General features: G+C 64.2%; 19 protein-coding genes. 14 read left to right on the top strand and 5 right to left on the bottom strand.

What is annotated here, in order from left to right; translation table 11 throughout:
• The first annotated feature begins 45 nt into the window (after positions 1–45).
• The 4 genes from gcvP to QCE63_RS00710 all read left to right on the top strand — a co-directional run bounded on the left by gcvP (position 46) and on the right by QCE63_RS00710 (position 6,575).
• Complete coding sequence (gene gcvP / locus QCE63_RS00725; RefSeq protein ID WP_309829581.1) at positions 46–2,973, top strand: aminomethyl-transferring glycine dehydrogenase; 2,928 nt, start codon at positions 46–48, stop codon at positions 2,971–2,973.
• Between the two features lie 115 nt (positions 2,974–3,088).
• Positions 3,089–4,195 carry an alginate lyase family protein gene (locus tag QCE63_RS00720; protein ID WP_404990071.1) on the top strand — a complete coding sequence of 369 codons (1,107 nt, stop codon included), beginning with the start codon at positions 3,089–3,091 and terminating at the stop codon, positions 4,193–4,195.
• A gap of 19 nt (positions 4,196–4,214) precedes the next feature.
• Entirely contained in the window at positions 4,215–5,603 is a 1,389-nt protein-coding gene (locus QCE63_RS00715; RefSeq protein ID WP_309829579.1) for an L-serine ammonia-lyase, read from the top strand.
• An 87-nt stretch (positions 5,604–5,690) separates the two neighbouring features.
• Entirely contained in the window at positions 5,691–6,575 is an 885-nt protein-coding gene (locus tag QCE63_RS00710) for a hypothetical protein (RefSeq protein WP_309829577.1), read from the top strand.
• Here QCE63_RS00710 and flhA read toward each other — a convergent pair whose 3' ends face one another.
• The 5 genes from flhA to flgA form a co-directional block, all read right to left on the bottom strand.
• The gene (gene flhA, locus QCE63_RS00705) at positions 6,576–8,681 is read right to left on the bottom strand and encodes a flagellar biosynthesis protein FlhA (protein WP_309829575.1); all 2,106 of its coding nucleotides are present in this window, start codon (positions 8,679–8,681) and stop codon (positions 6,576–6,578) included.
• The gene (gene flhB / locus QCE63_RS00700) at positions 8,678–9,886 is read right to left on the bottom strand and encodes a flagellar biosynthesis protein FlhB (RefSeq protein ID WP_309829574.1); all 1,209 of its coding nucleotides are present in this window, start codon (positions 9,884–9,886) and stop codon (positions 8,678–8,680) included. Before flhB ends, flhA begins: the two co-directional genes overlap by 4 nt.
• Before the next feature lie 206 nt (positions 9,887–10,092).
• Positions 10,093–10,527 carry a flagellar protein FlgN gene (locus tag QCE63_RS00695; protein ID WP_309829573.1) on the bottom strand — a complete coding sequence of 145 codons (435 nt, stop codon included), beginning with the start codon at positions 10,525–10,527 and terminating at the stop codon, positions 10,093–10,095.
• 111 nt (positions 10,528–10,638) lie between these two features.
• The gene (flgM, locus tag QCE63_RS00690; protein ID WP_309829571.1) at positions 10,639–10,974 is read right to left on the bottom strand and encodes a flagellar biosynthesis anti-sigma factor FlgM; all 336 of its coding nucleotides are present in this window, start codon (positions 10,972–10,974) and stop codon (positions 10,639–10,641) included.
• A 181-nt stretch (positions 10,975–11,155) separates the two neighbouring features.
• On the bottom strand, positions 11,156–12,472 hold the full coding sequence (gene flgA, locus QCE63_RS00685; RefSeq protein ID WP_309829569.1) for a flagellar basal body P-ring formation chaperone FlgA: 1,317 nt from the start codon (positions 12,470–12,472) through the stop codon (positions 11,156–11,158).
• Positions 12,473–12,735: 263 nt separating this feature from the next.
• Here flgA and flgB point away from each other — a divergent pair, with 263 nt between their 5' ends.
• The 10 genes from flgB to QCE63_RS00635 all read left to right on the top strand — a co-directional run bounded on the left by flgB (position 12,736) and on the right by QCE63_RS00635 (position 21,348).
• Positions 12,736–13,215 (top strand): flagellar basal body rod protein FlgB, encoded by a 480-nt coding sequence (flgB, locus tag QCE63_RS00680; RefSeq protein ID WP_309829567.1) that lies wholly within the window; start codon positions 12,736–12,738, stop codon positions 13,213–13,215.
• Positions 13,216–13,234: 19 nt separating this feature from the next.
• Entirely contained in the window at positions 13,235–13,660 is a 426-nt protein-coding gene (gene flgC / locus QCE63_RS00675; protein WP_035499295.1) for a flagellar basal body rod protein FlgC, read from the top strand.
• Positions 13,661–13,683: 23 nt separating this feature from the next.
• Positions 13,684–14,406, top strand: coding sequence for a flagellar hook assembly protein FlgD (locus tag QCE63_RS00670; protein ID WP_309829565.1), 723 nt, complete (start codon positions 13,684–13,686; stop codon positions 14,404–14,406).
• Positions 14,407–14,449: 43 nt separating this feature from the next.
• Entirely contained in the window at positions 14,450–15,703 is a 1,254-nt protein-coding gene (gene flgE, locus QCE63_RS00665; RefSeq protein WP_309829563.1) for a flagellar hook protein FlgE, read from the top strand.
• A 33-nt stretch (positions 15,704–15,736) separates the two neighbouring features.
• Positions 15,737–16,489 carry a flagellar basal-body rod protein FlgF gene (gene flgF, locus QCE63_RS00660; protein WP_309829561.1) on the top strand — a complete coding sequence of 251 codons (753 nt, stop codon included), beginning with the start codon at positions 15,737–15,739 and terminating at the stop codon, positions 16,487–16,489.
• 35 nt (positions 16,490–16,524) lie between these two features.
• A complete protein-coding gene (flgG, locus tag QCE63_RS00655) occupies positions 16,525–17,313 on the top strand; it encodes a flagellar basal-body rod protein FlgG (protein WP_309829559.1) in 789 nt (262 codons plus the stop codon).
• Between the two features lie 76 nt (positions 17,314–17,389).
• Entirely contained in the window at positions 17,390–18,097 is a 708-nt protein-coding gene (locus tag QCE63_RS00650; protein ID WP_309829557.1) for a flagellar basal body L-ring protein FlgH, read from the top strand.
• 2 nt (positions 18,098–18,099) lie between these two features.
• Entirely contained in the window at positions 18,100–19,227 is a 1,128-nt protein-coding gene (locus QCE63_RS00645; protein ID WP_309829555.1) for a flagellar basal body P-ring protein FlgI, read from the top strand.
• Positions 19,228–19,243: 16 nt separating this feature from the next.
• Positions 19,244–20,293, top strand: a complete 1,050-nt coding sequence (gene flgJ, locus QCE63_RS00640) for a flagellar assembly peptidoglycan hydrolase FlgJ (protein WP_309829552.1) — start codon at positions 19,244–19,246, stop codon at positions 20,291–20,293.
• Positions 20,294–20,595: 302 nt separating this feature from the next.
• Positions 20,596–21,348, top strand: a complete 753-nt coding sequence (locus tag QCE63_RS00635; protein WP_309829550.1) for a flagellar regulator YcgR PilZN domain-containing protein — start codon at positions 20,596–20,598, stop codon at positions 21,346–21,348.
• Positions 21,349–21,440: the final 92 nt, after the last annotated feature.

Genomic DNA, 21,440 nt, shown 5'->3' with positions numbered 1-21,440 from the left:
GAAGGCGGCTTTCCCGGAGGAAAGCCGCTTCTCGCAGGAATTCTCATGAAGCTCGAACACCCGGATCGCCTGATGAACCGCACCTCCCTGTCACTCGCCGCGCTCGAACGCCACGACGCGTTCGCGGAACGGCACATCGGCCCCGATGAAGCAGATCAGCGCGCGATGCTCGACGCGCTCGGCTTCGCCTCGCGCGCGGCCTTCATCGACGCGGTGATTCCTGAATCGATCCGCCGCAAGGAAACGCTGCCGCTCGGCGCGTTTACGCAGCCGAAGAGCGAGGCGGAAGCGCTCGCGTCGCTGCGCAAGCTGGCGGACGAGAATCTGGTGTTCCGGACTTACATCGGCCAGGGTTACTACGGCACGCATACGCCGGCCGTGATCCTGCGCAATGTGCTCGAAAATCCGGCGTGGTACACGGCCTATACGCCGTATCAGCCGGAAATCTCGCAAGGCCGTCTTGAGGCGCTGCTCAACTTCCAGCAGATGGTGATGGACCTGACCGGCCTCGCGATGGCGAACGCATCGCTGCTCGACGAAGCTACCGCCGCCGCCGAAGCCATGACGCTGCTGCAACGCGTGGGCAAGCCGAAGTCGAACGTGTTCTATGTCGCCGACGACGTCCTGCCGCAGACCATCGAAGTGGTGAAGACGCGTGCGAAGCCGGCGGGCATCGAAGTGAAGATCGGTCCCGCGGCGGAGGCTGCGAGTGCGAATGCCTTCGGCGTGCTGTTGCAGTATCCCGGTGCAAACGGCGACGTGCACGACTACCGCACGCTCGCCGAAGCGATTCACGCTGCGGGCGGTCATGTGATCGCGGCGGCGGATCTGCTCGCGCTGACGCTCATTACGCCGCCGGGCGAGTGGGGCGCGGACGTGGCCATCGGCAACACGCAGCGCTTTGGCGTGCCGGTCGGCTTCGGCGGTCCGCATGCGGCCTTCATGGCGGTGCGTGACGAATTCAAGCGCCAGATGCCGGGCCGTCTCGTCGGCGTGACGGTTGACGCACAGGGCAACTCCGCGCTGCGTCTCGCGTTGCAGACGCGCGAACAACATATTCGCCGCGAGAAAGCGACGTCGAACGTCTGCACGGCGCAGGCGCTGCTCGCGATCATGGCGAGCATGTACGCGGTCTATCACGGCCCGCAGGGTCTCCGGACGATCGCGCAACGGGTGAACCGCGTCGCGTCCATCGTCGCGGGCGGTCTGCGCAAGCTGGGCTACACGCTGGCCAATGAATCCTTCTTCGACACGCTGACGATCGAAAGCGGCGCCAGCACGAACGCGCTGCATCAGGCCGCTTACGCCGCGCACGTCAATCTGCGCCGCGTGAGCGCGACGCGCGTGGGCGTGTCGCTCGACGAAACCACGACGCGTGACGATCTGCTGAAGCTGTTCGCGTTGTTTGCGGAAGTTGCGGGCAAGACCGAGACGTTCGACATCGACGCGCTCGACGAAGCCGCGTCCGTTTCGCTGCCGGCCGAACTGCAACGCACGAGCGGCTACCTGACGCATCCGGTCTTCAACCGTCATCATTCCGAGCATGAAATGCTGCGCTATCTGCGCAGCCTCGCAGACAAGGATCTCGCGCTCGACCGCACGATGATCCCGCTCGGCTCCTGCACGATGAAGCTCAACGCCACGTCGGAAATGCTGCCGGTCACGTGGCCCGAGTTCGCGCAGATTCATCCGTTCGCGCCTGCCGAACAGACAGTCGGCTATCGCACGATGATCGATCAGCTGGAACAGATGTTGGTCGCGTGCACAGGCTACGCGGCGGTGTCCTTGCAGCCGAACGCCGGCTCGCAGGGCGAGTATGCCGGCCTGTTGATCATTCACGCTTATCACGAGTCGCGCGGCGAAGGCCATCGCAATGTATGCCTGATCCCGGCATCGGCGCATGGCACGAATCCGGCGTCGGCGCAAATGGCCGGCATGCAGGTCGTCGTGGTGGCATGCGATGCGAACGGCAACGTCGATATCGACGATCTGAAAGCGAAGGCCGAGAAGCATTCGTCGAATCTCGCGGCGATCATGATCACGTATCCGTCCACGCACGGCGTGTTCGAGCGCAACGTGCGGGAAATCTGCGAGATCGTGCACGCGCACGGTGGTCAGGTGTATGTGGACGGCGCCAACATGAACGCGATGGTCGGCCTGTGCGCGCCTGGCCAGTTCGGCGGCGACGTCTCGCACCTGAACCTGCACAAGACCTTCTGCATTCCGCACGGCGGCGGCGGACCGGGCGTCGGTCCGGTCGCGGTCGGCGCGCATCTGGCGAAGTTCCTGCCAAACCAGACTTCGACCGGCTACACACGTGACGAAGCGGGCATCGGCGCGGTGTCGTCGGCGCCGTATGGCTCGGCTGCCATCCTGCCGATTTCCTGGATGTACATCGCGATGATGGGCGCACAAGGCCTGACGGCCGCCACCGAAAGCGCGATTCTTGCTGCCAACTATGTCGCGAAGCGCCTCGCGCCGCACTATCCGGTGCTGTACAGCGGCCCGGGCGGACTCGTTGCGCACGAGTGCATTCTCGACGTGCGTCCAATCAAGGAGTCGAGCGGCATCTCGGTGGAAGACGTGGCGAAGCGCCTGATCGACTACGGTTTCCACGCGCCGACCATGAGCTTCCCGGTGCCGGGCACGCTGATGGTGGAGCCGACCGAATCCGAATCGAAGGAAGAGCTCGACCGCTTCATCGACGCGATGATCGCGATTCGTGAAGAGATTCGCGCCGTCGAGGAAGGCCGCGCCGATCGCGACGACAACGTGCTGAAACACGCGCCGCACACGGCCGCAGTCGTCACGGCAGACGCGTGGGACCACAAGTACACGCGCGCGTCGGCAGCTTATCCGCTCAAGTCGTTGGTGACGCGCAAGTACTGGTCGCCGGTGGGCCGCGCGGACAACGCGTATGGCGATCGCAACCTGATGTGTTCGTGCGTGCCGATTTCGGAATACGCTGAATAGTACGGCGTAGATCCGGCGGGCCGCCTGAATCGGTCAAGCATTGTCGGGCGGTTTTGCGGAGCGCAGCAGAACGGCTAACATCACACCCCGGACCCAAGCCAATCAAGGAGTATGCATGGCGCCGAAGGTGCGAGAGGTGAACGAAGGCCGTCTCAGGCCACGCGAAAGGCTGGCCGTGCTGTGCGCGCTGACGCTGGCCGCGCCGGCCGCGCATGCGGCGATGAACTTCTGCGCCGCGCCCGCGATGCAGACGAGCGAGCGCACCAATGCGGATCCCGGCGTGCGGGCGCTCGTGAAGATGGTGCAGTCTCACGTGAACGACCAGCCGAAGGCGCTTGCGAAGCTGCACACCGAGGGCACGTTGCCGCACGAGGGCATTCGCGACGAGAGCATCGAGGCCGAGAAGGACTTGAGCCTGATGCGCGACGCGGCGCTCGCCTGGCGGGCCACCGGCGACGAGCGCTACCTGCGTCTGGTGGACCGGTTTCTGTTCGCGTGGACCACCACGTATCAGCCGAGCTTCAACCCGATCGACGAGACCCACTTCGAGTCGCTGATTCTCGCCTACGACCTGACGGCGAGCGCCCTGCCGGTCAAGACGCGCAATGCCGCGAACGCTTTCATCACGAAGCTCGTGACCGGTTACGTCAACGACATCGACAAGCAGCCGCGTCCGCTCACCGGCACGTATCGCAACAACTGGCAGAGTCATCGCGTCAAGCTGGTGGCGATGGGCGCCTTCACCATCGACGACCGCAAGCTCATCAACGCGGCGCAGCGGCTGTTCGTCGAGCATATCGGCGACAACATCGCGCCGGATGGCTCAACGGTGGATTTCGCCGAACGCGACGCGCTTCACTACGTGACCTACGACCTTCAGCCGCTCGTCACGGCCGCGCTGGCTGCGCGGCGCCACAACCGCAACTGGTTGCCAGAACGCGCGCAGTCGGGCGCGACGCTCGCCGGCGCGCTCAACTGGCTCACGCCGTATGCGCTCGGCACGAAGACGCACGAGGAATTCGTGCGTTCGACCGTCCCTTTCGATGCCAAGCGCCGCGAGGCCGGTTTGCCGGGCTTCTCGGGTGCATGGGATCCGAGGAACGCGGCAGAACTCTTTCATCTGGCGGCGCGTCTCGACGGCCGCTATGCGCCGGTGGCGCTGCGGCTCGCGCCGACGCCGCCCGCCTGGCTCGCGGTGTGTCTGCCGCTGCCGGCGCGCTAACTCTCACGCAGGAGCAGTCATGGCAGTCAGCGTATTCGACCTCTTCAAGATCGGCATCGGACCGTCGAGCTCGCACACGGTCGGTCCGATGCGCGCGGCCTTGTTGTTCGCCCAGGGGCTCGACCGCGACGCGCTGCTGGATGCGGTGGCGTCGGTGAAATGCGAGCTGTATGGCTCGCTCGGCGCGACCGGCAAGGGCCATGGCACCGATCGCGGCGTGATGCTCGGCCTGATGGGCGACGCGCCCGATACGGTCGATGCCGGCACGATCTCGGCGCGTCTCGACCAGGTGCGCGCATCGAAGACGCTGGCGCTGCTCGGCCATCACAAGCTGCCCTTCACGATCAGGGAGAACATCGCGTTCTACCGTCAGGCGCTGCCCGAGCATCCGAACGGCATGAAGCTGTACGCCTTCGATGCAGGCGGCGCGTTGCTGCGCGAGGCGACCTATCTGTCGGTGGGCGGCGGTTTCGTGGTGACGGCGGGCGCGGCGAATACGGCGGTGCTGATGGCACACGAGCAATTGCCCTTTCCGTTTCATACCGGCGACGAACTATTGCAGATGTGCGTCGCGTCGGGCCATTCGATTGCCCGGCTGATGTGGGAGAACGAGCGCGTTTGGCGCAGCGAGGACGAGATCCGCACGGGCCTGTTGCGCATCTGGGACGTGATGCAGGATTGCGTCGCGCGGGGCTGCGGCATCGGCAATCCGGAGGCGGAGGGACATCTGCCCGGGCCGTTCCAGGTGAAGCGCCGCGCGCCGCAGCTGTACAAGGCGCTGGCGAGCAAGCCGGAGCTGGCGCTGCGCGATCCGTTGTCGATGATCGACTGGATCAACCTCTACGCGATCGCGGTGAACGAGGAGAACGCGATAGGCGGACGCGTCGTGACCGCGCCGACCAATGGCGCAGCCGGCATCATTCCGGCCGTGCTGCACTACTACGATCGCTTCGTGCCGGGCTCGAACCCGCAGGGCATCATCGACTTCCTGTTGACGGCCGGCGCTATCGGCATCCTGTACAAGATGAACGCGTCGATCTCGGGCGCGGAAGTGGGCTGCCAGGGCGAAGTGGGCGTGGCGTGCTCGATGGCGGCGGGCGGTCTGGCGGCCGTGCTTGGCGGCACGCCCGCGCAAGTGGAGAACGCGGCGGAAATCGGCATGGAGCATAACCTCGGACTCACCTGCGACCCGGTGGGCGGGATGGTGCAGATTCCCTGCATCGAACGCAATGCCATGGGTTCGGTGAAGGCCGTCAACGCAGCGCGCATGGCGATGCGCGGCGACGGTTCGCACTATGTCTCGCTCGATTCGGTCATCAAGACCATGCGCGAAACCGGCGCCGACATGAAGACCAAGTACAAGGAAACGTCGCGCGGCGGGCTTGCGGTGAATATTGTCGAGTGTTGAGGTCCGGCGCAAGCTGGCCGTTCGGCGGATGTCCGAGTCCGCCTCATTTGCTTGGCATGGCGTCATAACTGGCATGCGGAGCAAACAATGCTTGACGTCACTCGTGGCAACATCGAAAACAAACTGTGCATTCTCAGCGTTCGTTATCAAGGCTATGACGCTATCTCGCATGAGATAGATCCGAATCGGCTGGGAGAATTGATTCAAGGCTTCGCGCGCGTCATTTCGCTATGTGCGAGCGTGCTTGCCACAGGTAGACTGCCCTTTCACTTCAATGCACTCGATGTCAATGTCGTCTCGCTCCCGGTAGACGAGCATCATTGTTTCGACATCCTGGCAATGGTGAAAAGCATGGCAACGAGCAAGGAACTGTCGTCTGGTGCGTTTGGCGCTGTGCTTGCCGCCGTGATTCAGTACGTTCTATCCCGACGCGATCAAGGCAATATGAAATACCTGAACGAAGCATTGCAACGGTCGATGCAGAGCAACGAGCTCAACATGACCAGACTGGCCACCACGGTCGACAAGATGATGGCTTCCATCGACAAGCTCACCGACATCCTGCAACCTGCCGCGCGTCAGGCGCTGAGTCCCATCGAGCGATCATGCGAACGCGTTGACCTCCACGTGGAGGGCGCGTGTTTCATGAGCCTGAATCGCACGCACAAGCGGTCTTTTGCACACGCGGGACGCAAGCTCTCGGAGCATCTCGAGACTTATGTCGGCGTGATCTCGCAGTTCGACATGACCACCGGCGCGTGCCGGGTCACGCTTGAAGGAAGTCGCGCGCGGATTCCTGCCATCGTGGTCGATCCTGCGTTCAACCGCCCGAAGAACCGCTACGTCGAGGCCATGGCCTCCAGCCACTCCATCAGCTTCGTCGCGAAAGCGGATCTGGATGACGAGGGCCACCCGCTCAGGCTGTACATCTCGGACACGTCAGCGCAGGAGCGCAGATTAACCGTCGTCTGATCACGCGCCGATCAGGTTGACCACTTTCACGTTGCGCGTATCGGGCACTTCGGCATAGGACAGCACTTTCAACTGCGGCAGGCTGCGGCGCAGGAAGCGCGCAAGCATTGCGCGCAGCGAATGCTGCACCAGCAGCACCGGCGGCAGTCCGAGGTTCTGCTGGCGCATCATCGCGTTCTGTGTCGAGTTCATCAGCGTCTGTGCGAGACCGGGCTCCAGTCCCGGATTCGGGCCGGTGGACAACGCCTGCGACAACACGCGCTCCAGCGTCGGATCGAGGCCCATCACCTGGAGGTCGTCGTTGCCGGGATACCATTGTTGCGAGATCGCGCGGCCCAGCGCGAGACGCACCGCGGCCGTCAGGTCGTGAGGGTCGGAAAGCTTCGGTGCGTGTTCCTGCAGCGCGTCGAGAATGGTGCGCATGTCGCGGATCGGCACGCTTTCGTCGAGCAGGTTCTGCAACACTTTTTGCAGCGTCGTCAGCGAGATCACCTTCGGCACGAGGTCTTCCGTGAGCGACGGCGTGTCCTTGCCGATGCGCTCCAGCAGCGCCTGCACTTCCTGGCGTCCGAGCAATTCGGCCGCGTGCGTCACCACCAGATGATTCAGGTGCGTCGCGACCACCGTGCTCGCGTCCACCACCGTATAGCCGTACACCTGAGCCTGCTCGCGCAGATTGGTGTCGATCCACACCGCTGGCAGGCCGAACGCCGGATCCTGCGTCTGCGCGCCCGGCAGTGCGGCTGAAACCTGGCCGGGGTTGATCGCGAGCCACTGTCCCGGGAACGCCTCGCCCACGCCTACTTCCACGCCCTTCAGCGCAATGCGGTAGCCGTTCGGGCGCAGTTCGAGGTTGTCGCGAATATGAATGACCGGCGGCAGGAAGCCGATTTCCTGCGCGAACTTCTTGCGGATGCCCTTGATGCGCTTGAGCAGTTCGCCATCGGCGTTCTTGTCGACGAGCGGAATCAGACGATAGCCCACTTCCAGCCCGAGCGGATCGATGAGCGCGACATCTTCCCAACTCGCTTCCGCATTCTCGGCCGAGGCGGCCGCCGCGCTTGCCGCGAGCGGCGTGACATCGGTGACGGCGCTTTTCTTCTTTGCTTCGGCGCGCTTGTTCATCGAGCGCGCGGCATAGATCAGGCCGCCGCCGAGCAGCATGAACGCGAAGTGCGGCATGCCGGGGATCAGGCCCATGATGCCGATGATCACGCCTGTAATCATCAGCACGCGGGGGTTCTGGAATAACTGCCCGGTCAGCTGGGTGCCGATGTCTTCCTCGGTCGCCACGCGGGAAACGATCACGCCCGCGGCCGTCGAAATGATGAGCGACGGAATCTGCGCGACGAGGCCGTCGCCGATGGTCAGCAGCGTGTAGTTGGTCGCTGCGTGACCGAAGTCCATGTCGTGCTGGAGCATGCCGACAATCAGTCCGCCAACGATATTGATCACCATGATCAGCAGGCCCGCGATGGCGTCGCCGCGCACGAACTTGCTCGCGCCGTCCATGGAACCGTAGAACTCGGCTTCCTGCGCCACGGCCTGACGGCGTTTCTTCGCGGTCTCCTCGTTGATGAGGCCGGCGTTCAGGTCGGCGTCGATGGCCATCTGCTTGCCGGGCATGGCATCGAGCGTGAAGCGCGCGCCCACTTCGGCGATCCGGCCCGCGCCCTTCGTGATCACCATGAAGTTGATGATCATCAGAATCACGAAGACGACGATACCCACCGCGAAGTTGCCGCCCACCAGGAAGTGACCGAACGACTCGATCACCTGGCCGGCCGCATCCGGGCCGGTGTGGCCTTCCAGCAGCACGATACGCGTCGACGCGACGTTCAGCGACAGGCGCAGCAAGGTGGAGAACAGCAGCACGCTCGGGAACGCCGCGAAGTCGAGCGGTTTCTGCGTGTACATGCTGACGAGCAGCACCATCACCGCCAGCGCGATGTTGAAGGTGAACAGCAGATCCAGCAGAAAGGCCGGCAAGGGCAGAATCATCATGCCCAAGATCATGCAGATCAGGATCGGGCCGGCGAGGGCTCGAAGGTTCTGCGTGCCCAGCGCGTCGGGCCGTTTGGCGAAAAATCCAGCGCGCGCGTTCATGCGGCGGCTCCATTGTCAGGGTTGTCGCCGGTCAGGGCTTCTTCAGCTTCCCGATCGGCGTCGGCGTCGGAAACGCCGCCTTTGTCGAGTTCCTTCGGCACGTCGAGATCGGACGGCTGGTCCGGCTTGATACCGCCGTCTTCCTTGTAGCGCTTCAGCTGGTAGACCCACGCCAGCACTTGCGCCACCGCGCCATACAGCGCGCCCGGAATCTCGCGATTGATCTCGACGTTGTGATACAGCGCGCGCGCCAGCGGCGGCGCTTCGAGCAGCGGCACGTTGTGCTCGCGGCCCAGTTCGCGGATGCGCTCGGCCACGAGATTCACGCCCTTTGCGACGACCTTCGGCGCGCGCATCTCGCCGTCCGTGTACTTCAACGCGACCGCGAAGTGCGTCGGGTTGGTCACGATCACGTCGGCGGTGGGAATCGCCTGCATCATCCGGCGACGCGCGGCCGCACGCTGCTGCTGACGAATCTTGCCCTTGATGTGCGGGTCGCCTTCGTTTTCCTTGTGCTCGCGCTTCACTTCTTCCTTGCTCATGCGCAGCTTCTTGGCGTGCGAGTAGAGCTGATACGGAACGTCCACGGCCGCGACCAGAAACAATCCGCCGATCGCCATGCCGCAGCACACGAAGATGAGGTGCATGGCATCGGCGAGTGCGAGGCTGAGCGGCTTGGTCAGCAGGTCGAGCACTTCGGTCCGGCGGCTCCAGATTGCGGAACCCGCCATGCCGCCGACCACGACCGTCTTCAGGATCGCCATGCCGAGCTGAACCGGGCCCTGCGAGGAAAAGATCTTGCCGAGCCCGCTCACCGGATTGAGGCGGCCAAAATTGGGCGCGAGCGGCTTGGTGGTGAGCAGCCAGCCGCCGAGCGCCATCGGCGCGGCCAGCGCGGCGAAGCAGGTGAGCAACAGGACCGGCATCACGGCCAGCAAGCCTTCCTTTCCGGCGTTCGCCGCCCCGATCATCATCTGATGCGTGTCGAGTACGGTGGTGTGATCGAACGTGAAAGCGCCTCGCAATACCGACTGCAAATGCCCGCTGATCGGGCCGGACAAGCCCCAGACCCCGAAAAAGCCCGCCGCCAGCAGCGCAAAGGAAGCGAGTTCCCGCGAACGCGCAACCTGGCCTTCCTCCCGCGCCTTTTCCAGGCGCTTGGGAGTGGCTGATTCGGTTTTTTCGAGATCGCTTTCTTCTGCCACCGGGCCTTGCTCCGTTCTGTGTCCAATTCGCGCGAGCGGCACGAAGCCGCTTTTCGATGAAAGGGATTATTGCGGAAGGCGTCGAGCGGCCATCGGAGGATAAGGCCGGAGAAAAGGGGGTTATTCGCTAGATGAAAGCGCGGAAACGAAAGCGGCGCGTGTCCCGCATGAGACACGCGCCGTTCTGAAGGAAGCCGCAGCCTGAATCAGGCGCCCGGCACGCGGCCGTCCGGTCCGTAGAAACCGGCACGCGACGGCGCGACCTGCATCGCGGCAAGCGCCTTGCGGTTGTATTCCATGCGGGTGCGGATCAGCACGCCGTTGTTGTTGTTGCCCTGTTTCGCGCGACGGGCGGCGGCGGTAAGCAGCGCCCATTGCTCGGCAATGGCCGGATCGCCAGCGGCGGCGGCTTCCATGCCGATGAAACCGGCCTGAAAGCCCAGCGCATTCAGATGCTCGTCGCGCGTTTTTTCGAGACTGGAGATGCGTTCAGTGAGCGCGGTCTTGTTCTCGATGATGCCGGGTAGCGCCGGAAGCGGCTGCGCGGCGATCAGCGCTTTTTCCTCATCGGCGAGGAGGGATTCGAAGGCCTGAACAGCAGCGACTTCTTCAGTGATGGTGGCAAGCAGGGCGTCTCTCATTGCGGCTCGCTGGATACGTCGAAAAGCGGTTTTGGAAAGCCGCCCGGTCCGCGAACGCCGCCGCCATGACGTGCCTGTTTATCTATAACAGGCGTGTCGAGGTCACTGCGTTCAGCCGCCGGTCGGCGGGGTTCTCGTTTGCAGCAGATCGCGAGCCGTGCTCAGAATGCCGTCGGCGATCTTGGACGGATCCATCGTCAGGCTGCCGTCGCGGATCGCGGCCTTGATCGACTCGACTTTCGCCGTGTCGATGTCCGAGCCGTTCGATGCGCGCAGGTCCGTCGACAAGGACGACAAGCTCACTTTCGAATTCGTTGCCGGGTTTGCGCCCGCTTGTTGCACGGTGCTCGCGGCACCTTTGGCGTCGTTTTGCGACGCGCGCTGCAGGTTGTCTTGAAGGCCTGCCAGAGTGGTGTTGCTATTCGATTCGATTTTCACGATGTCCATTCCCGAACGTGTTGAGTCCTTTATCGGTCAGGGTGCCCGCAAACTTGACCCTGCCTCAGGAGCGCCAACTGGCGTTCGCCGTGCTCATCGCCCGGAAACCCTTATCCAGCGGTCATCGAGACGAATTGCAACAAAATGAAACATACGTGGGGGACCGAACACATCGCCTGAAGCACCCTCTTCAGAGGGATACTTCCACCGTCTGACTGTCCTTCACGATGCCGGTAATGATCTGGCCACCGGCAGTTTTTACACGTACTTGCTGGCCGGGCGCGGCGTTGTTCATCGCGGTGCCATCGGCGGAAATAGAGAAGCCGGTGCCGCCCGTGACCACATGGACGGTCTGTCCGATCGACACCGAACTCGCGGCGCGCAGCATGTCGGTGCGCAGCGGCAAACCTGCCGGCACGCGTGCCAACGCAACAGCACCGACAGCCTGCGCCGGATCGGTGACGATGGCCTGCGGCATCGCGGTAAGGTCGCCGTCGCGGGCGATCAGATCGGCATTGGTCAGCACTTCGCCGGGCGCAATCGCGCGCGCGGCCAGATAGTAAGTGGCGTTGATCGACACGCGAGCCTGGACGTACAGCGTCCACGGCCGCTCGCCGACGCAGCGCACGCCGACCGTCATGCGGCCCCAGAGGCGCGCGCCGGTCGGCATGAACGGATCGAGCGACGAGCACGCAGCGAGGCCGCGCGGAAACACCGGCGTGACTGTGATATCGACCTTGCCGGGCAGGCCAGCCGCTTGTTGCTGCAAGAAGTTCAGCGCGGCCACGCGAATCGACTCGCCGTCCTGCATCGTGGCGGGTGCGCCGGGCGCGGGCGGAAGGGTCGCCGCTGCCGGTGCGGCTGCGGCGGCAGGCTTGAAGCTGACGCGCTGCATCGGCGAAGCGGCTGCGCTCGTGACGGGCGTCGCCACGCCGGCCGCAAGCGGGCGCGCATTGACTGCGCGGGCAGCGGCGCCATCGTCGCGCGTGACGACTACCGGCATCACGTCACGCGAGGCGGACACAGCGGGCGCCTTGACGAGCGCAGGAGCCGCAGCGCGCGTCATAACAGGGGCGGCGGCGACAGCTGGCTTCGCTTCGCCCGGACCGGGAATCACGATCATGCCGGCGTCGTTCATGGAATCGTCGGCGGCGTCGGCGTGGGCTTCCAGTTCGAGTGCCGCGTTGCGCATCGCGGCATCCGCGGCCCGCGTCGCTGCGCGATAACCGCTGGCGCTCACAGGCGCGGGCGCGGCGGACACAACGGACGGCGCGGGCGTCGACACCCGCGCGGCAGGCGCCAGGTTCTTTGCCATGTCGGCGGCCGCGGCGGGATTGGTTTCGGCATTGCCGGGAATGACGATCATGCCGTCGCCTTGCTGCGCGGACGCGCCCGCCGCGACGGCCATCAGGAGCGAGACGCCTGCCAGCCCGCACAGCGTGCGGCGCGCGAACGTCGCTGCGGCGCGAGCCGTAGGGTTCGATGCACGCTTGGCGGACCTGCTCATCACTTCTCTCCCTGACGTCGCGTATCAGAACGCGACATTGCCTGAATCGATCGGGCCGCGCACTGCACGGCAACTGCCTTGACCGGACGGAACGCACAGCACCCGCCATCGGCCACGAAACGCATTCTAGATATCGGCGGGCGCGAGCAAGCGCCGAATAGAGGCCGCGTTTCCCGGTTATTCGTCGGATTAGTTCTTGTGCGCCGCTCCTAAGATGCGTGTCATGCAAAAAGGCCTCGGCGCTGCCGACAGGAGAAACCGGAATGCTAGACAGACTCGACAAGGAATTCGCCTTTGGCCGTGAAGCGCTCGACGTGCGCGCGTATCGGCAGGAATTGCTGTCGTCGAACATTGCCAACGCCGATACCCCCGGCTACAAGGCGCGCGACGTCGAATTCTCGAGCGCGCTCGCGGGCGCGCTGAAGCAGAACGGCACGGCGTCGAACACTTCGACGCTGAAGATGGCGCAGCCCGTCAGCCTGAGCACGAGCGCGTCGCTGGCCGTGACTTCGCAAGGCCACATGAGCGGCACGTCGACGCTCGCTGCATCCGGCGGCTCGACGGACGACTACGGCAAGCTTGCCTACCGCGTGCCGAACCAGCCTTCGCTCGACGGCAACACAGTGGACCTCGACGCCGAGCGCGTGCAGTTCGCGGACAACGCGCTGCACTTCGAAGCCGGCATGACGGTGCTCTCGTCGCAGATCAAGTCGATGCTGTCGGCGATCACGTCGAACAGCTGAGCACGACAGGAGAAAGACCATGCCCTCTTTGATGAACATCTTCAACGTCGCCGGCTCGGCGATGTCCGCCCAGGCGCAGCGCCTCAACGTCACCGCGTCGAACCTCGCCAACGCGGACAGCACGACCGGCCCGGACGGCCAGCCGTACAAGGCCAAGCAGGTCGTGTTCGCGGTCGATCCGCTCGGCGGCGCGCGCACCGCGTCGGGCCAGCAGGTCGGCGGCGTGCAGGTGACCGGCGTGATCGACGATCCGAGTCCGATGAAGACCAGCTACGACCCGAGCAACCCCGCGGCCAACGCGGACGGCTATGTGACGCTGCCCAACGTCGATCCCGTGCAGGAAATGGTCAACATGATTTCCGCGTCGCGTTCCTACCAGGCGAACGTCGAAACGCTCAACACCGCCAAACAATTGATGCTCAAGACCCTGACCATCGGAACCTGATACAGACATCCAAGGAACGCAACGTGACTACCAGCACAACCATCGGCAGCAACGGCACCACGGTGTCGCAGACGCTGCTCGACACCATGAACGGCGCGTCGTCGAGTTCGTCGACGTCGTCGACCTCGGCAACCGGCGCGCAGTCGGCGTCGGACCTGCAGAACACCTTCCTCACGCTCCTCGTGACGCAGCTGAAGAACCAGGACCCGACCAACCCCGCCGACAGCTCGCAGATGACTTCGCAGCTCGCGCAGATCAATACGGTGACGGGCATCGGCCAGTTGAATACGTCGCTGTCTTCGCTTGCCGCGCAGCTGTCGGCCGGCCAGCAGACGCAGGCCGCGCTGCTGATCGGTTCCAACGTGCTGTCCAGCGGCAACGACGTCACGGTGTCGAGCGGCGCGTCGTCGGGCTTCGGCGTGCAGCTGGCGAACGATGTGAGCGACCTGCAGATCGTCGTGAAGAACGCGTCGGGCCAGATCGTCAACACGCTCGACCTCGGTGCGCAGGGCGCGGGCGTCGTGCCGGTGACGGGCTGGACGCCAGTGGATTCGAAGGGCGCCACGCTCGCCGACGGCAGCTATACGATCACCGCGCAAGGCACGATCAACGGCCAGCAGGCCACCGCTACGACGCTGTCGGCCGCGCAGGTCCAGAGCGTCGTGCAGATGTCCGGCGGCGCGCCGGGTCTCAAGCTCTCGAACGGTTCCACCGTGGCGCTCTCGAGCGTCGCCTCGATTCTTTAAATTCAATTTTTAGGACGAGCGCGGACTCGTCACGGAGAAACACATGAGCTATCAACAGGCATTGAGCGGTCTGGGCGCCGCATCGAGCGACCTCGACGTCATCGGCAACAACATCGCCAACTCGAACACGGTCGGCTTCAAGCAAGGCTCGGCGCAGTTCGCCGACATGTACGCCAACTCGATGGCCACGGCCGTCAGCAACCAGATCGGTATCGGCACGCGTCTGTCGGAAGTGCAGCAGCAGTTTTCACAAGGCACGATCACGACCACGAACCAGGCGCTCGACGTCGCGATCAACGGCAACGGCTTCTATCAGTTGTCGAACAACGGTTCGGTGGTGTATTCGCGCAACGGCGTGTTCCACCTCGACGACAGCGGCAAGATCGTCAACTCCTCGGGCCTGCAACTGATGGGCTATGCGGCGGATTCGTCCGGCGTGGTCAACAGCGCGAGCACGGTGCCCCTCTCGGTGCCGACGGCCAACATCCAGCCGAACGTCACGAAGACCATCACCGCCGCGTTCAACCTGAACTCGCAGGACACGAACCAGACGCTGAATTTCGACCCGACCAACGGCAACACCTACAACGAATCGACCTCGGTCGACGTGTACGACACGCTGGGCGGCACGCAGAAAGTGTCCGTCTACTTCACGAAGACCGAGACGGGCTCGTGGGAAGCGTATGCGGGCTATGGCGACCCGGTGTCGAAATCGACTGATCTCGGCGCGGTTTCGTTCGACACCACCGGCACGCTGACCGGCACGGCGGCGAACACGGCGGGCGGCGTGACCTCGGCGAACAAAGGGCAGTTCACGTTCACGATCCCGAACGGCGCTGATCCGACCGGCAACACCACGCAGACGCTGACGCTCGACCTGACCGGCACGACTCAATACGGCGCCAAGAGCGGCATCACGAACCTGCATCAGGACGGCAATCCGACGGGTGAGCTGACCGGCTTCACGGTCGGCACGGACGGCATGCTCACGGGCAACTATTCGAATGGCTCGACGAAGGCGCTCGGCCAGATCGCGATCGCCAACTTCAACAACCAGAACGGCCTGCAGAACCTGGGCGGCAACGTGTACGCGCAGACTGCGGCGTCGGGCGCGGCGCAGGTCGCGGTGCCGGGCTCGACCAACCACGGCACGCTGCAGGGCGGCGCGGTGGAGAACTCCAACGTCGACCTGACGAGCGAGCTCGTCAACCTGATCACCGCGCAGCGCAACTATCAGGCGAACGCGCAGACGATCAAGACGCAGCAGACCGTCGATCAGACGCTGATCAACCTGTAAGCAGCGCACGCATAGGCTCGAAGGAAGCGATTCATGGACCGTCTGATCTACACCGCGATGACCGGCGCCAGCCAGGCGCTCGAACAACAGGCCGTCGTGGCGAACAACCTCGCGAACACGTCGACCACGGGTTTCAAGGCGCAGCTCGCGGCGTTCCGCCAGGTGCCGATGTCGTTCGAAAACCAGTCCGCCGACGGCTCGACGCGCACTTTCGTGCTCTCGTCGACGCCCACCGCGGACTACTCGTCGGGGCCGGTCCAGCAGACCGGCAATCCGCTCGACGTCGCGGTTCAGGGCCCGGGCTGGCTGTCCGTGCAGGCGGCGGACGGCAGCGAGGCCTACACGCGCGCGGGCAACCTGCACGTGGATCAGAACGGCCAGCTCGTCAACGCGAGCAACCTGCCGGTGATCGGCAACAGCGGTCCGCTGTCGATCCCGCCGGGCGCCGAAGTGACGATCGGTCATGACGGCACGATCTCGGCGCTGATTCCGGGCGACCCGCCGACGGCGATCGCGGTCGTCGATCAGCTGAAGCTCGTCAATCCCGATCCGGCGACGCTCACGCGCGGCGACGACGGGCTCTTCCGCACCGCGACCGGCGATCCCGCCGACGCGGACCCGAATGTCGTCGTGGCCGGCGGCGCGCTCGAGGGCAGCAACGTGAACCCGGTCGCCGCGATGGTCTCGATGATCACCAACGCCCGGCAATTCCAGATGCAGACGAAGCTGATGGAATCGGCCGACCAGAACGAACAGTCGGCCAACAAGCTGCTCAACTTCAGCTAAGCGGCGCACGCCAGCACTTCAGGACACGAAAGAACATGAATCGCTCTCTCTACATCGCCGCGACCGGCATGAATGCGCAGCAAGCGCAGATGGACACCATCTCGAACAACCTCGCCAACGTGAGCACGAACGGCTTCAAGGGTTCGCGCGCGGTGTTCGAGGACCTGCTTTATCAGACGACGCGCCAGCCGGGCGCGAATTCGACGCAGCAGACCGAGCTGGCCTCGGGCGTGCAGCTCGGCACTGGCGTGCAGCAGGTCGCAACGGAACGGCTGTACACGCAGGGCAACCTGCAGCAGACCGGCAACTCGAAGGACGTCGCGATCAACGGCCAGGGCTTTTTCCAGGTGACGATGCCCGACGGCACGACCGCCTACACCCGCGACGGCTCGTTCCAGACCAACGCGCAGGGCCAGTTGGTTACGTCGAGCGGCTATCAGGTGAATCCGGCGATCACGATTCCGCAGAACGCGACGTCGATCACGATCGGTTCGGACGGCACGGTGTCCATCACGCAGTCGGGCACGTCGGCCAGCACGACGGTCGGCGCGATCCAGCTCGCGACGTTCATCAATCCGGCCGGCCTCGAAGCGCGTGGCGAAAACCTGTTCTCCGAGACCGGCAGCTCGGGCGCGCCGAACGTGTCGCAACCGGGCCTGAACGGCGCGGGCTCGTTGCAGCAAGGCTATGTGGAAGCGTCGAACGTGAACGTCGTGCAGGAACTGGTGAACATGATCCAGACCCAGCGCGCATACGAAATCAACAGCAAGGCCGTGACGACGTCCGACCAGATGTTGCAGACGCTCTCGCAAATGCAGGTTTAACCCCTTTATTCGACGGATGAAAATCGGAAAGATGACGTCACACTGACGCATCTTTCGCTTCATACGAGTTATCACGATGTCGTCACTTCACCTCATCGCGCGCGCTTCGCTTCATGCATCGCGCCTCGCCACGGTTGCTGTGCTCGGCGCGACGCTCGCCGCGTGCGGCCTCGTGCCGAAAGAGCCGATCATCCAGCAGCCGATGACCGCGCGTCCGCCGCAGCCGCCCACCGGCACGCGCTCGCCCGGCGCGATCTACAACGCCGGCTACGCGGGCCGCCCGCTGTTCGAAGACCAGCGGCCGCGCAACATGGGCGACATCCTGACCATCGTGATCTCGGAAAACGTCAACGCGACGAAGTCCTCGGCAGCGAACACCAACCGCGGCAGCAATGCGTCGTTCGCCGTGCCGACCACGCCGGGCATCTTCGGCGGCCTGTTCAACAACACGACGCTCTCGGCCACCGGCGCCAACAAGTTCACCGCGGCTGGCGGCGCCAGCGCAGCCAACACGTTCAGCGGCACGCTGACCGTGACCGTCACGGAAGTCCTGCCCAACGGCAACCTGATGGTGAGCGGCGAGAAGCAGATGCTCATCAACCAGGGCAATGAATTCGTACGCTTCTCGGGCGTCGTCAACCCGACGACCATCTCGGGCAGCAACACCGTCTACTCCACGCAAGTCGCCGACGCGAAGATCGAATACTCGGCGAAGGGTTACATCGACGAAGCGGAGAACATGGGCTGGCTCCAACGCTTCTTCCTCAACGTCGCGCCGTTCTGATCATGAATCCGCTTCTTCGTTTTATCTCGTTCTCGCTCGCCGCAGCCGTCGTCGCGCTCGGCACCGTGCCGTATGCGCATGCCGAGCGCCTCAAGGACCTCGTCTCGTTCCAGGGCGTGCGTGACAATCCGCTGATCGGCTATGGTCTCGTCGTCGGCCTCGACGGCACCGGCGACCAGACCATGCAGACGCCGTTCACGACGCAGTCGCTCACCAACATGCTCGGCAACCTGGGCATCACGGTGAATTCAGCGACTACACAGAACATGCAGCTGAAGAACGTCGCCGCCGTGATGGTCACCGCGACGCTGCCGCCGTTCGCGCGCCCCGGCGAAGCGATCGACGTCACCGTGTCTTCGCTCGGCAACGCCAAGAGCCTGCGGGGCGGCACCTTGCTGATGTCGCCGCTGAAAGGCGCCGACGGTCAGGTGTACGCGATGGCGCAGGGCAACCTCGTCGTCGGCGGCGCGGGCGCCAGTGCAAACGGCAGCAAGGTCCAGGTGAACCAGCTGGCGGTGGGCCGCATCTCGGCGGGGGCAATTGTCGAGCGCGCGGTGCCGTCGGCGTTGCAGCAGCAGGGCGGCGTCATGCAGATGGAACTGCGCGACATGGACTTCGACACGACGCAGCGCATCGTGGCGGCGGTCAACAACCTGTTCGGCCCGGGCACGGCGCTCGCGCTCGACGGCCGCACCATCCAGTTGCGCGCGCCGCAGGACCCGAGCCAGCAAGTATCCTTCATGGCGCAGTTGCAGAATATCGACGTGCATCCGGCGCAGGCCGCCGCGAAGGTGATCCTGAACGCGCGCACCGGGTCCATCGTGATGAACCAGATGGTCACGCTGCAGAACTGCGCCGTGGCACACGGCAATCTGTCGGTCGTGATCAACACCAAGACGGCGGTGAGCCAGCCGAACGCTTTCTCGAACGGCCAGACCGTGGCAGCGAAGGAGTCGTCGATCCAGCTCAAGCAGGACAGCGGCGCACTCAAGATGTTGAACGCGGGCGCGAATCTCGCCGAAGTCGTCAAGGCGCTCAACGCGCTCGGCGCAACGCCGGCCGATCTCATCTCGATCCTTCAGTCGATGAAGGCTGCCGGCGCCTTGCGCGCCGACCTCGAAATCATCTGATAACGTATAAGAACCCATGAACGCGAACACCAACGGAATCGCCAGCGCCGCGCTGGCATCGACCGATACGAGCGGCGGACTCTCGAATCTCTCGAACCGTTTCGCGCTCGATACGCAAGGCTTCGACGCATTGCGCGCGCAGGCCGGCGCGAACCCGCAGCAGGGACTCAAGGAAGCGGCGAAGCAGTTTGACGCCGTCTTCACGCAGATGATGCTGAAAAGCATGCGCGACGCAACGCCTTCCGACAGCCCGTTCGAATCGAACGATTCAAAGTCGTTCACGTCGATGCTCGATCAGCAGCTGTCGCAGCAGATGTCGTCGAAAGGCATTGGCGTGGCGGACATGATGCTCAAGCAGCTCATGCGCAATTCCGGCGCGCAGACCGGCGCCAACGCCGCGGGCGGCGCGGCAAGCTCCATGAACGCGATGCAGGCGCTCGGCGGCATGTCGGGCAGCGGCGGCGATCTCGATGCCAACGCGGGCAATCTCGCCGCCATGAACGCCATGGCGAAAGCCTATTCGGCGGCGCAGGTCAACAAGAACAGCGCGCTCGCCGGCCGCGGCTACTCGGCGGCGGATTCGCTCGAGCCGCCCGCGCGCGGCAACGGTTCGGACAAGGTCAATGCGTTCGTCGACCGCCTGGCTGCGCCGGCGCAGGCCGCGAGCGCGGCGACGGGCATTCCGGCGCGCTTCATTATCGGCCAGGCGGCGCTGGAATCCGGCTGGGGCAAGCGTGAGATCAAGGCCGCCGATGGCTCGACGAGCCACAACATCTTCGGCATCAAGGCGACCAAGGACTGGACCGGCAAGACGGTCAATGCCGTCACGACCGAATACGTGAACGGCCGGCCGCAAAAGGTGGTGGAGAAGTTCCGAGCCTACGATTCGTACGAGCACGCGCTGACTGATTACGCCAGCGTCATCAGCAACAACCCGCGCTATGCGCCGGTAATCCAGGCTTCGCGCGATGTGGCCGGCTTCGCGCACGGCATGCAGAAGGCGGGTTACGCGACCGATCCGCATTACGCGAAGAAGCTCATCTCGATCATGCAGCAGATCGTCTGACATAGCAGGGCGCAGCGTCCTGTCCAATCACCCGATGGTTGCGGCCGCCTTCTTGCTCTGAAGGCGGCATTTGCCGTTTACGGCCCCATCCAGCGCAATTGTTCGGACGTGGACCGACAGCAAACGTTTTACGTTCGAAGGGACGGCGCACCACATACTTTTTGCGCCGGCAAACCCTAAACTTTTAAAACCGCAAGCCGCTAACATGAATAATCGAAGTTCCGGACCAATAGGGGCCTGGAGCGACGCGCGGCGTTCGGGGATAAGGGCGATGCGCGAGCACAGAGAATACGGCTAGCACCATGAACACCAATCAAAAACATGACGTTGCCGACGATGATGTTGCACCGATCGTTGATTTCGGGCGACGCAATCCGCTGGAAATCGGCGTTGCGCTGCGCAATCTCGGCAATCGCGGCGACTTCCTCACCGCGCAATACGGCGACGGCCAGATTGTCACCCGCCTGCTCGACGTCGATGTGACGGCGCATCGTTTCACCTTCGACTGGGGCGGCGTCGCGGAACAGAACCACGGCGTGCTGGCGGCCCAGAAGCTCATTTTCCATGCGGCGCCTGAAGGCGTGCGCGTCGAGTTCACCACGGCGCGGCCGCGCGAAACCGTGTTCGAAGGCCGGCCCGCGTTCGAAGTCGAGTTCCCGACGGTGCTCTACTACATGCAGCGGCGCGAGTATTTCCGCGTCGAAGCGCCGGTGCTCGATCCTTACATCTGCACAGGCGTGCTCCCGGACGGCGAGCGCTTCCGCTTCGAGGTGCACGACCTGTCGCTGGGCGGCGTCGCGCTGCGCACGACGGACGAGCGTCTCGCGGGCCTGGAGATGGGCGTCGTGCTGGAGGACGCCGAGTTGCATTTCAGCGCGAACGGCAAGGTCACACTGGACATGATGCTGGTGTCCCATCGCGAATCGACGACGCCCAAAGGTGACCGCCGCTATACGATCGGCTTCAAGTTCACGTCAATGCCCGGTTCAGCGGAAAACACGCTGCAACGGCTGATCACTCAGCTCGAGATGAAGCGTCGCTCACTGGCGAAGTAACGCGTTCGCCGAGTAACTGGCTGAGTGGATCAGCCCCATGCCCCTGTGCGGGGCGGCAGGCAACTGCCGTCTTGCACAGGGGCATCGTCGTT

The sequence above is a fragment of the Caballeronia sp. LZ065 genome (assembly GCF_031450975.1).
In the GTDB taxonomy this organism is placed as follows: domain Bacteria; phylum Pseudomonadota; class Gammaproteobacteria; order Burkholderiales; family Burkholderiaceae; genus Caballeronia.
The sequence above is the reverse complement of the archived record's forward strand: the minus strand, read 5'-3'. Positions and strand labels throughout refer to the sequence as shown.

Coding starts and splice junctions, on each gene's coding strand:
- flgE (WP_309829563.1), top strand. CDS start 14,450: ATGAGCTATCAACAGGCATTGAGCGGTCTGGGCGCCGCATCGAGCGAC.
- QCE63_RS00710 (WP_309829577.1), top strand. CDS start 5,691: ATGCTTGACGTCACTCGTGGCAACATCGAAAACAAACTGTGCATTCTC.
- QCE63_RS00715 (WP_309829579.1), top strand. CDS start 4,215: ATGGCAGTCAGCGTATTCGACCTCTTCAAGATCGGCATCGGACCGTCG.
- QCE63_RS00695 (WP_309829573.1), bottom strand. CDS start 10,527: ATGAGAGACGCCCTGCTTGCCACCATCACTGAAGAAGTCGCTGCTGTT.
- QCE63_RS00720 (WP_404990071.1), top strand. CDS start 3,089: ATGGCGCCGAAGGTGCGAGAGGTGAACGAAGGCCGTCTCAGGCCACGC.
- flgB (WP_309829567.1), top strand. CDS start 12,736: ATGCTAGACAGACTCGACAAGGAATTCGCCTTTGGCCGTGAAGCGCTC.
- flgM (WP_309829571.1), bottom strand. CDS start 10,974: ATGGACATCGTGAAAATCGAATCGAATAGCAACACCACTCTGGCAGGC.
- QCE63_RS00635 (WP_309829550.1), top strand. CDS start 20,596: ATGAACACCAATCAAAAACATGACGTTGCCGACGATGATGTTGCACCG.
- QCE63_RS00650 (WP_309829557.1), top strand. CDS start 17,390: ATGTCGTCACTTCACCTCATCGCGCGCGCTTCGCTTCATGCATCGCGC.
- QCE63_RS00645 (WP_309829555.1), top strand. CDS start 18,100: ATGAATCCGCTTCTTCGTTTTATCTCGTTCTCGCTCGCCGCAGCCGTC.
- flhA (WP_309829575.1), bottom strand. CDS start 8,681: ATGAACGCGCGCGCTGGATTTTTCGCCAAACGGCCCGACGCGCTGGGC.
- flgG (WP_309829559.1), top strand. CDS start 16,525: ATGAATCGCTCTCTCTACATCGCCGCGACCGGCATGAATGCGCAGCAA.
- flgF (WP_309829561.1), top strand. CDS start 15,737: ATGGACCGTCTGATCTACACCGCGATGACCGGCGCCAGCCAGGCGCTC.
- gcvP (WP_309829581.1), top strand. CDS start 46: ATGAAGCTCGAACACCCGGATCGCCTGATGAACCGCACCTCCCTGTCA.
- flgC (WP_035499295.1), top strand. CDS start 13,235: ATGCCCTCTTTGATGAACATCTTCAACGTCGCCGGCTCGGCGATGTCC.
- flgJ (WP_309829552.1), top strand. CDS start 19,244: ATGAACGCGAACACCAACGGAATCGCCAGCGCCGCGCTGGCATCGACC.
- flgA (WP_309829569.1), bottom strand. CDS start 12,472: ATGAGCAGGTCCGCCAAGCGTGCATCGAACCCTACGGCTCGCGCCGCA.